A 12,589-nucleotide genomic window follows, 5' to 3' on the forward strand; every position below is an offset into this window, starting at 1 on the left:
CGACAATGCAACTCTTCGTGAGCGCACGCGCGCAACTGCTGCGTTTCTGGCACCACGGCCGCCACCAGTTGCCAATGGCGGACGCACTGCGGGGCGGGGTGATCTGCGTCGTGCCCGCCGTGCTGGCCGCGGCGCTGCACATGCCGCTGCTGTGCTGGTCCGCGATCGCCGCGTTCTGGACATGCCTCGCAGATGAGCCCAGCGGCCCGGACGTCGAGCGCAGTTGCAAGGGGCTCCTGTTCGGTATGGCCGGCGCACTTGCGTCGGCCTGCGCGATCGCTGCTCAAGCGCTGCCCGTGCTCCCGATTGCCGTGGTCGGTGTGGTTGTCTACGCGGGCGCCTGCGTTCGTGCACGAGGCCCGGCGTCGGGACTGCGCGGCCTGCTCACGGCAACGGCGTGTGCGGTATCCGCATGCTTTCCGGCGCACGGCCTCGACGCCGCGACGCGCTACGCCGCCTTCTATCTTGCGGGAAGCGTATGGGCGACGGTCGCGGGAGGCACGCTCTGGCAAACCAGCGCCGGCAAACGCGCGCAGCAGGCAACGCTTGCGTATCTCCATGCAATGTCGTCGCTCGTCGATCGCCTCGGACAGGCGGCCCACGGCAACCGGGCGCGGCTCGAGCAAGGGCGCGCGGAGCTGCGCCCGAAGCTCGACGCGATGACAGCGGCCGTCGCGAACTGCTGCGGCGAGGCGCCTTCGGCGTGCGGCCGGTGGATCGACGACGCGGAGCAGGCCATCGCCCTGCTCGCGGGCCTGGAAACGCTGCTCGACGGCGGCCACGATGCCGCCCGGCGTGAAGCAGCCGGCCTCCTTGCGCCCGCCTACGCCCAACTCGCGTTGCAGATCGACGCGAGCGCGGCACGCTTGCGCCGCGGTCCTCGCGCATTGCCGGGCGACGTCGAGCAACGGCTGGCTCGCGTGCAACAAACCTTGCGTGGCTGCGAGCCCGCCTGGCTGGCGACCCACGAGCCCGGCGAGGGATTGACGTGGCTGCGGGCGAATGTCGATCTCCTCGAGCGCCTCGCCGTTCTCCTCGCTCGCGACTTGCGCGTGGATGCTACGCGCGCAATCGCAGCAGGCCCGCGCGCAGCGCCGCACGAGGCGCCGCGCCCTGGCCGCTTGACCGCGCGGATGGTGGCACTCGTCGCCAGCAATGCCTACGCCCGGTACGCTGCGCGGCTGTCCGTCGCAGCCATGCTCGCGGTCGCGCTCGCACGCCACTCGGGCATGCAACAGGGCTACTGGCTGCCGCTCACCACGCTGTTCATCCTCCAGCCCACGCTTGCGCAAACGGTGAAGGTGTCCGGCCTGCGCATCGGCGGGACGCTGCTTGGCGCGGCGCTGGCCACGGCGTTCTCGTTTATCTTTCACGACCCGCTGCTGCTCGCCCTCGTTGTGCTCCCGCTCGCCACCGGAACGTTGGCGGCGCGCGCAGTGAGCTACCTCTCGTACATCCTGTTCCTGACCTCACACTTCATCCTGGTGGCGCATCTCGGCACGCTCGCCGGAGCGCCTTGGGCGCTGGCTGTCGCGCGGGCGGAGCTCAGCGTGGCCGGTGTGCTCGTCGGCTTCGTCGTGAGCCTCTTCGCGTGGCCCGAGCGCGACCATCATCGTCTCGGCAGCAGCGCGGCGCGCGCGCTGGAGGGCACGGCCGCGTATCTCGACGCGGTTGCGCGCCGTCTCGCTCAGCCGGTGGCTCGCGGGGGCGAAACGCTCAGAGCGCTGCGGCGACGCGCCTGCCTGGATATCGACACGCTGGAAGCCACGATCGGCGCCACGCGGTTCGAGTCGCTGGTCGTGAATCAACGGGCTGCGTGCGCAAGTGTGCTGATGCAGCGCCTCCGAACGCTGGTTGGCGCGCTGTGCCCGCTTGAATATGTCGATGCGTTGCTCGATGACACGGAACGCGCACGACTTGCCGCACTCGCTCACAAGGCGCACGCGAGGCTCACGCGCGATACCTGCACCGATGAGCTTCTCCACCATCCGCGCGACGACTCGGCACCTCACGCATCGTCGTGCCACGCGCGCGAGATCGAACGCGAAGTAACCGAAAGCGCGTGTGTCGCACACCTGCTGCGCGCCCGCCTTCTGCGCTGAGGTTGGTGTCGGCGGCACCCCGTAAGCGCTGCGGAGCCGCGTCCCGTCAAGCCCGATTTCAATTGCAATACCGCCGTGCGTGGCGCGAAACAACGCAGTAATCGCGCACCTGCAGACTTTCGCCCATCCCGCGGCGATTCGAACGCCAGCCGGCACTGATGCCGGGGCAAAGCGCGCCGCCAACCTCCAGCCCTCAGGAACGGTTTATGAACCTGTTGCAGAACATGCGGATATTCGTGCGCGTCGTGGACATGGGCAGTTTCACGGCGGCGGCCGATTCGCTCGATTCAAGCGCGGCCTCGACATCGAGAGCAGTCAGCGAACTGGAGCAACACCTCAAGGTCCGGCTGCTGACGCGCTCCACGCGCCGCATTGCATTGACCGATGCAGGGCGCACCTACCTGGGCCACTGCCGATTGATCGTACGTGCAGTCGACGAAGCGGAGCACGAGGTCTCCGAGGCAGGCAGTCTCGCTCGCGGCATGTTGCGGGTCCATAGCTTCGCGAGCATTGGACAGCACTACCTCGTTCCCGCCATTCACGCGTATCGCCGCCTATACCCCGAAGTGACGATCGATCTCCAGCTTTCGCAAAACTTGCCGGACCTGTTCGACGGTAAATGCGACACCTCAATTCTCGCGGTCTCCGGCCTGCCGGACTCGGAGATCGTCATGCACCGGCTAGGTTCGAGCTGCAGCATCCTGTGCGCCTCGCCACGCTATCTGAACGGGCGCGGCACGCCGTTGCATCCCGGCGACCTGATCGATCACGACTGCCTCGCCCTTAGCAGGCCTACGTGTTCGTCGAGCGGGTGGGTGCTCGAAAAGGCGGGTAGTGGCAAAACCGAAAACATCGAGATCAACAGCGTATTTCGCATCAATATCGCCGAGTCGCTGGCCGCGGCGATCCGCGCGCACATGGGCATCGGGCCCCTGCCCGTCTATTCGGCGCTCGCCGGTTTGCGCGCGGGGACACTCGTTCGCGTGCTGCCGGAATACACGCTGGACAGCAAGGATATCTGCGCACTCTTTCCATCGCGCCGCTACGTCGACGCCAGAACGCGCACATGGTTGGACTACATGCGCGAGTATCTGCCCCCCGCCCTCGCACGCGATCAAGCTGCGCTCGCGAGCCTCGGCAACCCTCGCGGCTGGCTGCCTGCGCATCCAGCGTTGACCCCGGAACAGCTTGACGGGACACTCGCGATGCGCTGGCAATGGCGCGAGCAAACGGCCTTCTGACGGCTGAATGAAACGCCGGCCGGGCGTGGCGCAAACCTCGCCTGGGCCCGAGAAGCGCCTTGCTCACACCTCCACGGCGCCGACATCGTCCCATCTCGCGGCTTGCTGAGCCGGCGCTTGCGCGGTCGTTGCAGCTCGCCCGCCACCTCGTCCAATGCACGGCTGGCTGCGCACACGTCCTGATTGCATTCCGGGGGCGTCGTCTGGCGCGGGGCAAGCCGCGCGCGTGTAGACTCGATGCGCCCGGTTCCCGTCGGCACGACGAAGATGGAGCCGAACGCACGCCCCGTCTCTCGCGCGACTTGCACTGGCCAAAGAGAATCGGCCGCCGCCCTTGCAGCGCCATCTCGGAGGCCGGACGCTTTCTATACAGTTGCGACACCGGTGTGCGATGCCTCACACCGATCGTGCGGGAATGCGTGTCGGCAGCGCGCCGCGGCGTTTTTCGTTTCATTTGGAACACGCCGCATCGACGCTGAAACGCCGTCGAAACTGCAGCGCCGAAGAATTCATACACTCCCAAACTTGAGATTGCACACCGTCGCATGAACACCTTGCACAACATGCAGATCTTCGTCCGCCTGATAGATACCGGCAGCTTCACCTCCGCAGCGGCCTCGCTACAGGTGAGCCTCGGTACCGCGTCGCGGGCAGTCAGTGAACTGGAGGAGCATCTGCGCACGCGGCTGCTGCACCGATCCACGCGCCGCGTTTCCCCGACGCGCGAAGGACTGGCCTACGCCGAACGTTGCCGTAGGATTCTGGCCGACGTGGCGCGGGCGGAAGACGACACCGCCCTCGCCGCCGACCACCCGAGCGGACTGCTACGCGTGCACAGTTTCGCAAGTCTCGGCCATCGGCACATCATGCCTGCGATCCAGGCCTACCGGGAACGCCATCCCGACGTCCACGTGGAACTGAGCCTGTCGCAGGCGCTTGCCAATCTCTTCGACGGCAGCTGCGATACGTCAATCGTCGCTTTCTCGCCGCCGCCGGACGCCGACCTTGCGTCGTTCCAGCTTGGCCGGTCGCAGCGCATTCTTTGCGCGTCACCTGGATATCTCGCCGCGCGCGGCGTGCCGCAATCGCCGGACGATCTGCAGTTGCATGACTGCCTGACGCTGCGTACCGCCACCTCGTCGTCGCAACGCTGGTGCCTCGAAGGCCGCGACCGGGCGAGCGTCACGCTCGCCGTCGACAGCGTGGTCAGCATCAACATTGCGGAATCGCTGGCAACGGCCGCGCGCGAGGGCATGGGGATTGCGCCGTTGCCCGCCTATGCCGCACTCGACGAATTGCGCGACGGCACGCTCGTGCGCGTACTGCCCCAGTACACCATCGATACGCGCGAAATCTGCATTCTCTATCCGTCTCGCCGGTTTATCGATGCGCGCACACGATCGTGGATCAACTTCACTTGCGACTGGCTCCCGCCCCGTCTTGATAAAGACGAGGCGGCCTTGAGCGAACTTGCACGGGAAACCGAAGCACCAGGCGTCGCGGCCTGAACGGACGCGTCGATACCGCCCCGGGCCGTTGGCTGCTTACCCTCGATGTCGTGGTACATCACGCCCTGCTGTGGAGATCGCGAATCCAATCCGGCACGATGGTCACGCCGAACCCCGCCGCAACCATGCCGACGGCCGACGCGATCTGCGTGGATTGCTCGCGGTGTTGCGAATTGAAACCGCATTGCTGACTCGCGGTGATCACGTCATCGTACAGCGACGGCACGATGGCGCGCGGGAATATGATGAGGCGTTAGGCCTTACACGCCACATCGTGTTGCCGGCAGCAGCAGCCAATCGCCGAGCGTCGTGCCCCGTGTATCGTGCAGCGAATGCGTGCGGTTTCTATCGATGCAGGAAGCGGCCCCGGTCAGCGAGGCGAGTACCATCGTCCGACAATTTCCTTTAGCAGGTACCGCTCGTTTGCAGGCGCCGAGGTCAGTGCATAGGTGGGCGGATGGATCAGCTTGTTGGTCAGCGACTGCGACAGTGCTTCGAGCACCGCGGCCGGAGCGTCGCCGCGCGCCAGCATTTTCTGTGCGCGTTCGACTTCCGCGCGGCGCAGCGTGTCGGCCTGCGTGTGCATGTGGCGGATCACGGGCACGATGCTGCGCGCGTCGAGCCACTGCATGAAGTTCTGCACGCGCGTTTCGATGATCGCTTCGGCCTGCGCGACCGCAGACTGGCGCGACGCATTGCCTTCGCGGACGATCGCGCCGAGGTCGTCGACGGTGTACAGGAACACGTCTTCGAGCTGGCCGGCTTCGGGTTCGATGTCGCGCGGCACCGCGAGGTCGACCATGAAAATCGGTCGGTGACGGCGCGCCTTGACCGCGCGCTCGACCGCGCCGAGACCGATGATCGGCAGCGTGGACGCCGTGCACGACACGATGATGTCGAACTCGTGCATCCGGGAGGGCAACTCGGAGAGCGGAATGGCGCGGCCGTTGAAGCGCTCGGCGAGCCGCATGCCGCGCTCGGCGGTGCGGTTCGCGACGACGAGTTCACGCGGATGTTGCGCGGCGAAATGCGTCGCGCAGAGCTCGATCATTTCGCCCGCACCGATGAACAGCACGCGCTGGTTCGCGATCTTGTCGAAAATGCGTTGGGCGAGGCGTACTGCGGCGGCGGCCATCGATACCGACTGCGCGCCGATTTCAGTGGTGCTGCGCACTTCCTTTGCGGCGGCGAAGGTGCGCTGGAACAACTGATTCAGGTAGGTGCCGAGTGCGCCGGCTTCGGAGGCGGTGCGGACCGCGTCCTTCATTTGCCCGACGATCTGCGTCTCGCCGAGCACCATCGAATCGAGCCCCGACGCGACGCGGAACGCATGACGGACCGCTTCGGACTGCGGCAGCGTGTAGACGTGCGGCGCGAGCTCCTCCGTGCGGATACCGTGATACTGCGCCAGCCAGCTCACGGCTTCGTCGCGTGAGCTTTGCGCATCGGTCGCGCAGTACAGTTCGGTGCGGTTGCAGGTGCAGAGAATGGCGGCTTCCGGCGCGCTCAGCGAGCGCTTCCCGGACCACGCTGCCTTGTACTGGGCGAGCGCGGACTTGATCTGTTCGAACTTAAACGCCACGCGTTCGCGCAAGGCGACGGGCGCCGTTTGGTGATTGATTCCGATCGCAGTCAGTTGCACCGTGAACCTCTCGCTTTCTTACCACGTGGGCTTTGGTCTTTGGCCATCGGTCGTAGAATGCATCGTCGCTTTTGCGGACGCATTACCAGATGATGGTGCGCGAATTGCAGATGTAACGCTTTTGGAACGCGACGGCGCTTTCTAAGGTACTGAAGCGGTGTGCATGTTGACGACGAGGAACAACCGCGCTCACCGAATTGGCGACACATGCCATCGGCCTCCTCACCCCACTGGATCCCGAAAGATCCGGCTCGGCACGCGGACTTGTCGCTATCAGACGCATGTCAGTGAAGATTCGCCATATCCCTCGCGCGATGCTATGTGGGACGCTGGCGACAGCCCTTTGTAATGCCAGCGACTCTCAACCTTCATCCACCGCTTCTCGAAATGTTTAGCGGATCGCTGAAGCGGTTCACCAAAAGTGAAGGAACCTATCTGCCTGTCCGAAATAAGTCGACCACTACACTGAGCTTTATCCGCGCGGTCCACACCATCCAGTACGAAATGGCATGGGCGGCCGTGACACCCTCGTACGGCAAATTGCCTGCGCTGCTCAAGCGCCTGCGTGAGCGGCTCAATCAACTTCCCAATGAAAGACGGCCCGGGCGCACCTGCGCTCGAGCCTTTCGTTATACCGTTCGCTTCCTCAGAAGAAACCTTAACTGAACGGCACTACAAATATGCCCGTCCTTTTTCGCGAGGCGGCCGGCCAAGTACGCAATTTTCCGCTTTGTACACTCATCGCATGCACTGCTGCGGGGGCCCCTCCACTCCGCAATGCTATGCCGTGCTTCTTAAACTTTGTTCTTTCCGATCCAGGTCGAACCTATTGATGATGGAATTTCATCGATTGCAGATGCGCCCTATCGACACGCCTCATTCACACCACGCGCTGCGCCCGTGTCGTGCATGGCCGGCCCGAACAACTGGTCGACCTTCATTGAATCGTGGAGCGATTCGCGCTCCTTCGCACCGTCCTTGAAGCCTTTTATGGCAAAACCAAGGTCGCTGCCAATATTGCGGAGCTTGCTCGTGCCGAACACGAGAGAAATGATGGTCAGCACGACAAGCCAATGCCAGATACCGAGGGAACCCATGACAAGCTCTCCTTGAAAATGTATCGAAACTGCGCTGGTCACGACTGGAAACGTTGCGCTCCTTCGCGGCCATCCAGGCGCTAAATGGATTTCACCAACGCCTCATTACTCGACCATTGCGTCTCGACCCTACCGTGATTACGATTGAAACGTTCGACAATGCAGGTTCCGGATTCACCGCACGCATCGCGAAAGCCCGCTGTCCAGCTGCGTCACCGGTTTATCTGATACTCTTTTTATCAGCTTCATTCATCGCGCACCGTCGTCCATGTCTTTATGGAAAATGAGGAGTTCGTCAAATGAACAGAAAATCTGCCATTCTCGTCACTGTGATCTTTTTTGAGATGCAATACACGCACAGAGCAATGTGGCGCTTTTTGGACTGATCGCTTCGAGCATTTTGTCGCGCTTGTCGTGGGTCGATTTCGCAATTTCTCGACACAGATCCGGAACGTGAGCGTATACCCAAGATGATTGGATCTCGCGTCGGTGACCGCGTCCCAGGACGGCATTTGCGCCCGTTCGTTTCGGAACTGGAAGCGTGTTCGAATAGAGTCCTGTCAGGGTGGTCGCGCCCTTCAATGAGCCGAAAACCGTCAAGCAACTCTTTCGCGAGAGTTTCTCTCTGCATCAATCTGAGGTTGCCACGCTCAAGAATATCGGCTGTGATTCTTTCTATTTCCTCGTCGATTGCTAAGTCAACTGCTTCGTCCAAAATCTCCTTTAACAGGCGAATGCAGCCGAGCGACATGACGAAGAGATCCCATATATATGGCTTAAGGGAGCAAGGCATTAAGAACGGAAGTCGCGCCTCGAACGTTTTGATGGATTCCACGAATCCCTGAATGTCCTTGCTGGCGGCAATAAGTGTGGGCAGGCCACGTTCAACGTCCGACCAGATGGAACGGCCGAGATCCCGCAGCTTTCGTTCGGCGGGTATTAGAATGCGACGCCCATACAGCCTGCAATAGGCTTGCTGTAGCAGTTCGTCGAGCGTGAGCGACGGTGGCGTCCTGTCGCATCCGAGCTTCCACTTTCGTCCAGTGCTTCCGTCCGAACGACGTGATGCCGATATATTCGCAGGTCCAGATCTGATGCTCGTACGGTGTCTTATAGCGTTGATAGAGCGTCCGGAGGGAGGCGATCGTCGGGAAGCTCGAAGTACGGACCGTTGACCTCAAAGTCATCGAACTTGATTCCATGACCGTGCAGCGCTCCGGCGACGTAGTCGACTATGAAGTCGCATTGACGACCAAGGGTTATGCTGCCATACCCATCGGGAGTTAGGCCGACCCACGCTTGTCGTCCAAACAAATCACCGCCGCTCCTAAACTCCCCATTGGCCGAATCAAAGCCGCTTTCTAGCCAGAAGCTTCCAAACGGAAGTTTTATGGTTTCTCCTACAGGAAGGCGCTACAAAATCACCCAAAGCCTTGTGGCGGAAGGCAGCCGGAGTCGAACCGACCTGAGAGCGTCTGACGCCCTCAACTGGGTTTGAAGCCCAGCCGCACCACCGGATACGAATGCCTTCCTACGGTGATTGAATGACGCGTGCCCGATAGAAACAGGCCGCAGAAGCCAGATCAACGCAGATCGAGCCAGCGGCTATCCGTGCGCACGAGGTGCAGGCCACGGTGGAAGCGAGTATACCCAACCCGGTCGAAGAACTCCAAAAGCTGGATCGCGCGTTTCCGGCCGAGTCCTGTCGCGTCGCGAAACGGCGCGGCCGCCACGGTGCCGGCGTTCTTGTGCGCCTCCGTCGCCGCGATCGACGCGAGTTCGCGAATCACCTGCTCGTGATAGAACAGGTCATGCACGACCTGGAACAGCTCGCCCTGACGCGCGAGCTTGCGCAGCAACTGACGCACGCGCTCCTCCGGCACACCGTGCCCATTCGCGAGCTCGCGCACCCACGGCGGATCGAAACGTCCCGCCTCGATCTCGGGCAGCAGCGTCGCGGCAAGCGCCTGATCGGCGGCATCGAGTGTCACGGTGTGGCCGGGCAAATGCAGCCACGGTCCGCGTCTGATCAGCTCGCCACGCGCCGCCGCATCGTCGACCAACGCGCGCCACAGCGCGTCGTCGACCAGGGGCGCCGCGATGCGCCGCAAGCGCGACAGGTCCGGGCCCAACTCATCCGGCGAGCGCTCGTGGTATTGCGCGAGCGCACTCGTCAAGCGCCCGGCCAGCGCATGCCATGCCGCGTCCGCGAGCAGCAGTGCGTCATGGCCCGGCAGTTCGATCGTGCGCGTCCCGGCGGGCAACGCGAGCGCGGCTGCCGGCATCCCCGTCAGGCGCTCCAGCAACCCCCGCGACAAACCGTGTGGCGCGCGCGCGAACGGCGCATCGAGCGAGCCGGTGTCGAGCAGCGTCTGTATCGCGTCGAGCCAGTCGAAGCGTTCCGCCGAGCGCCGCTTGCGCGCCGGAGCGAACGGATCGAGCACATGCCCGCCGCCCACCGTGCGATTGGCCTGAGCGCTACGCACGACGAAGCGATCGCCCGGTACCGCGCACAGCGGCCGCTCGAACACGAGTTGCACGCGCGCGCGCTGACCGGGCTCGAGCATGTCGCCTTCGAGCAGCGCGACATGCGCAACCTGATGCTGCGTGCCGAGATGCACGTGCAGCGGCGTCCAGTGTTCGAGCGGGTGCTGCGCGTCGGGCAGCAGCGTCAACGTGACGTCGATACGCTCACTCGCTTGCGACAGCCGCGGATCGACGACCCAGTCGCCGCGCTCGACCGCACTCCTGTCGATTCCCGCCAGATTCAGCGCGCAGCGCTGGCCGGCGCGGCCGGTTTCGGCGGGGCGATTCTGCGCGTGGATACTGCGCACACGCACCGGCTGATTTTTCGGCGCGAGCAGCATCGTGTCGCCGACGCTCACGCTGCCTGCCACTACGGTCCCGGTGACGATCGTGCCCTGCCCCGCGAGCATGAACACACGATCGACGGCGAGGCGGAACAGGCCGTCGTCGCGCTTCACACGCCATGTGGCGGCCTGCTCGCGCAGATGCGCATTCAACGCGGCGACGCCCGCATCGCCCGCGCGAGTCGCGCAGGTATCGAATACCGGCGCGTCGCGCAGCACGCTATTGCCGACGAACGCACTCACTTCGTCGTGCACTTCGCGCAGTCGCTCCTCGTCGACGCGATCCACTTTCGTCAACGCGATCGCACCGCGCCGGATGCCGAGCAGTTCGACGATCGCCAGATGTTCGCGCGTTTGCGGCATCACGCCGTCGTCGGCGGCAATCACGAGCAGCGCGAAGTCGATGCCGCTCGCGCCCGCGGTCATCGTATGCACGAGCTTTTCGTGGCCCGGCACGTCGATCAGACCGAGCACGTCGCCGTTCTCGAGCGGCACGTATGCGTAACCGAGCTCGATCGAAATGCCGCGCGCTTTTTCTTCCTTGAGCCGGTCCGTATCGACGCCTGTCAGTGCCTTCACGAGGCTGGTTTTGCCGTGGTCGATATGCCCCGCTGTACCGACGATCATTCGTGCCTTTCCTTCAGTTGCTCTTCGGTTGCGCGATTAGCTGTGCGATCAATTGCGCCTCATCGTCGGCTTCGAGGCAGCGCAGATCGAGCCGCAACGCGTCGTCCGCGATCCGGCCGATCACCGGCCGCGCCATCCCGCGCAACTGCTTTTCGAGCGCGAGCAGATGACGGCCGCCGCGCTTGCCGTCGGTCATCCTGATGACAAGGCCGTGGCTCGGCAGCACGTCAACGGGCAATGCACCGCTGCCGATCTGGCTGAACATCGGCTCCGCCGCCACGGTGTAGCGCGCGCCGATCGCCTGCTGCAGCGCCGGTAGCACGCGCTGCGCGGCAGCGTGAATGTCCTCGGCGGGACGCGTGAGGAGCCGTAGCGTGGTCAGCCGCTCCGCCAACTTCTCGGGCGCGCGATACAGCCGCAGCACAGGCTCCAACGCCGCGAGCGTCAGCTTGCCGACGCGCAGTGCGCGCTTCAGCGGATGCTTCTTGATCTTGGCGATCAGGTCGCGCCGCCCGACGATCAACCCGGCCTGCGGTCCGCCGAGCAGTTTGTCGCCGCTGAAGGTGACGACATCGGCGCCGGCCGCGACGGTCTCGCGCACCGTCGGCTCGCGCGGCAAGCCCCATTCGGCGAGATCGACCAGCGTGCCGCTGCCGAGATCGACGGCGACCGCGAGCCCGCGCGAGTGCGCGAGCGGCGCGATCTCGTCGATACCGACTTCCTTCGTGAAGCCGCTGATCGCATAGTTGCTCGCGTGGACTTTCATCAGCAGCGCGGTGCGCGCGTTGATCGCCTGTTCATAGTCCTTCAGATGGGTGCGGTTCGTCGTGCCGACTTCGCGCAGCTTCGCGCCCGCGCGGCTCATGATGTCGGGAATGCGAAACGCGCCGCCGACTTCGACGAGCTCGCCGCGCGACACCACCACTTCCTTCTTCGCCGCGAGCGCCGACAGCGTGAGCAGCACCGCGGCCGCGTTGTTGTTGACGATGGTTGCCGCCTCGGCGCCGGTCAGCTCGCAGATCAGATCGTCGATCAGGTCGTCGCGATCGCCGCGCATGCCGGTGGCGAGATCGAACTCGAGGTTCGCCGGTTGCGTGAGCGCGGTCATCACGGCGCGCACCGACTCGTCGGGCAGCAGCGCGCGGCCGAGGTTCGTGTGCAATACAGTGCCGGTCAGATTGAACACACTGCGCAGCCGCGACGCGTTGCGCGCGAGCAGCGCCGCAGCGACCGTCGCATGCAGCTGCGGGGTTTCGAGCGCGCTCACCGCCGGGTTGGCCGCCGCATCGCCCGATTGCGCGTTGATACGCCACGCGTCGAGCGCGTCGCGCAACGCATCGAGCACCTGAGTGCGGCCGTATTCGCCGATCAGCGGCGCGAGTTCGGCCGACGCCATCACCTTGTCCACCGATGGCACGCGCGCCATCAGCGCGCGCAATTCCGAGCCGCTCACATCGCTCACGAGCAATCCCTTATGTCGTGTTGAACTTGCGTCCGGCCAG

Annotated in this window: 10 protein-coding genes, 1 tRNA gene and 1 pseudogene; 4 read left to right on the top strand and 8 right to left on the bottom strand. The window is 64.2% G+C overall.

Annotated elements, in window-relative coordinates; genetic code table 11:
• The first annotated feature begins 5 nt into the window (after positions 1 to 5).
• The 3 genes from QFZ91_RS36715 to QFZ91_RS36725 all read left to right on the top strand — a co-directional run bounded on the left by QFZ91_RS36715 (position 6) and on the right by QFZ91_RS36725 (position 4,851).
• Entirely contained in the window at positions 6 to 2,102 is a 2,097-nt protein-coding gene (locus QFZ91_RS36715; protein ID WP_429570270.1) for an FUSC family protein, read from the top strand.
• A 206-nt stretch (positions 2,103 to 2,308) separates the two neighbouring features.
• A complete protein-coding gene (locus QFZ91_RS36720; protein WP_429570271.1) occupies positions 2,309 to 3,343 on the top strand; it encodes a LysR family transcriptional regulator in 1,035 nt (344 codons plus the stop codon).
• Positions 3,344 to 3,888: 545 nt separating this feature from the next.
• Positions 3,889 to 4,851, top strand: coding sequence for a LysR family transcriptional regulator (locus tag QFZ91_RS36725; RefSeq protein WP_429570272.1), 963 nt, complete (start codon positions 3,889 to 3,891; stop codon positions 4,849 to 4,851).
• Between the two features lie 58 nt (positions 4,852 to 4,909).
• On the opposite strand, the gene QFZ91_RS36730 is transcribed toward QFZ91_RS36725, so the two are convergent.
• Together QFZ91_RS36730 and hemA are read right to left on the bottom strand one after the other, a co-directional pair.
• Entirely contained in the window at positions 4,910 to 5,077 is a 168-nt protein-coding gene (locus QFZ91_RS36730; RefSeq protein ID WP_368598408.1) for a hypothetical protein, read from the bottom strand.
• Positions 5,078 to 5,221: 144 nt separating this feature from the next.
• Positions 5,222 to 6,493, bottom strand: a complete 1,272-nt coding sequence (gene hemA / locus QFZ91_RS36735; protein ID WP_429570273.1) for a glutamyl-tRNA reductase — start codon at positions 6,491 to 6,493, stop codon at positions 5,222 to 5,224.
• A 459-nt stretch (positions 6,494 to 6,952) separates the two neighbouring features.
• Here hemA and QFZ91_RS36740 point away from each other — a divergent pair.
• A pseudogene (locus QFZ91_RS36740) lies at positions 6,953 to 7,159 on the top strand (IS4 family transposase); the annotation flags it as partial.
• Between the two features lie 197 nt (positions 7,160 to 7,356).
• On the opposite strand, the gene tatA reads toward QFZ91_RS36740, so the two are convergent.
• The 6 genes from tatA to selA form a co-directional block, all read right to left on the bottom strand.
• Positions 7,357 to 7,590, bottom strand: a complete 234-nt coding sequence (gene tatA / locus QFZ91_RS36745) for a Sec-independent protein translocase subunit TatA (RefSeq protein ID WP_429570274.1) — start codon at positions 7,588 to 7,590, stop codon at positions 7,357 to 7,359.
• A 295-nt stretch (positions 7,591 to 7,885) separates the two neighbouring features.
• Positions 7,886 to 8,425 (bottom strand): hypothetical protein, encoded by a 540-nt coding sequence (locus QFZ91_RS36750; protein WP_429570275.1) that lies wholly within the window; start codon positions 8,423 to 8,425, stop codon positions 7,886 to 7,888.
• A gap of 275 nt (positions 8,426 to 8,700) precedes the next feature.
• Positions 8,701 to 8,982 (bottom strand): porin, encoded by a 282-nt coding sequence (locus QFZ91_RS36755; RefSeq protein WP_429570951.1) that lies wholly within the window; start codon positions 8,980 to 8,982, stop codon positions 8,701 to 8,703.
• A gap of 44 nt (positions 8,983 to 9,026) precedes the next feature.
• Positions 9,027 to 9,122: transfer RNA gene (locus QFZ91_RS36760), tRNA-Sec, on the bottom strand.
• A gap of 51 nt (positions 9,123 to 9,173) precedes the next feature.
• Positions 9,174 to 11,087: a selenocysteine-specific translation elongation factor gene (gene selB, locus QFZ91_RS36765; RefSeq protein WP_429570276.1), complete on the bottom strand. Its 1,914-nt coding sequence runs from the start codon at positions 11,085 to 11,087 to the stop codon at positions 9,174 to 9,176.
• Between the two features lie 13 nt (positions 11,088 to 11,100).
• Positions 11,101 to 12,549 (bottom strand): L-seryl-tRNA(Sec) selenium transferase, encoded by a 1,449-nt coding sequence (gene selA / locus QFZ91_RS36770; protein WP_429570277.1) that lies wholly within the window; start codon positions 12,547 to 12,549, stop codon positions 11,101 to 11,103.
• Positions 12,550 to 12,589 lie beyond the last annotated feature (40 nt).

The sequence above is a fragment of the Paraburkholderia sp. JPY419 genome (assembly GCF_050435705.1).
GTDB lineage: Bacteria > Pseudomonadota > Gammaproteobacteria > Burkholderiales > Burkholderiaceae > Paraburkholderia > Paraburkholderia youngii.

Excerpts from the sequence above, each read along its gene's own strand:
- QFZ91_RS36715 (WP_429570270.1), top strand. The coding sequence starts at position 6 with ATGCAACTCTTCGTGAGCGCACGCGCGCAACTGCTGCGTTTCTGGCAC.
- QFZ91_RS36720 (WP_429570271.1), top strand. The coding sequence starts at position 2,309 with ATGAACCTGTTGCAGAACATGCGGATATTCGTGCGCGTCGTGGACATG.
- QFZ91_RS36725 (WP_429570272.1), top strand. The coding sequence starts at position 3,889 with ATGAACACCTTGCACAACATGCAGATCTTCGTCCGCCTGATAGATACC.
- tatA (WP_429570274.1), bottom strand. The coding sequence starts at position 7,590 with ATGGGTTCCCTCGGTATCTGGCATTGGCTTGTCGTGCTGACCATCATT.
- selB (WP_429570276.1), bottom strand. The coding sequence starts at position 11,087 with ATGATCGTCGGTACAGCGGGGCATATCGACCACGGCAAAACCAGCCTC.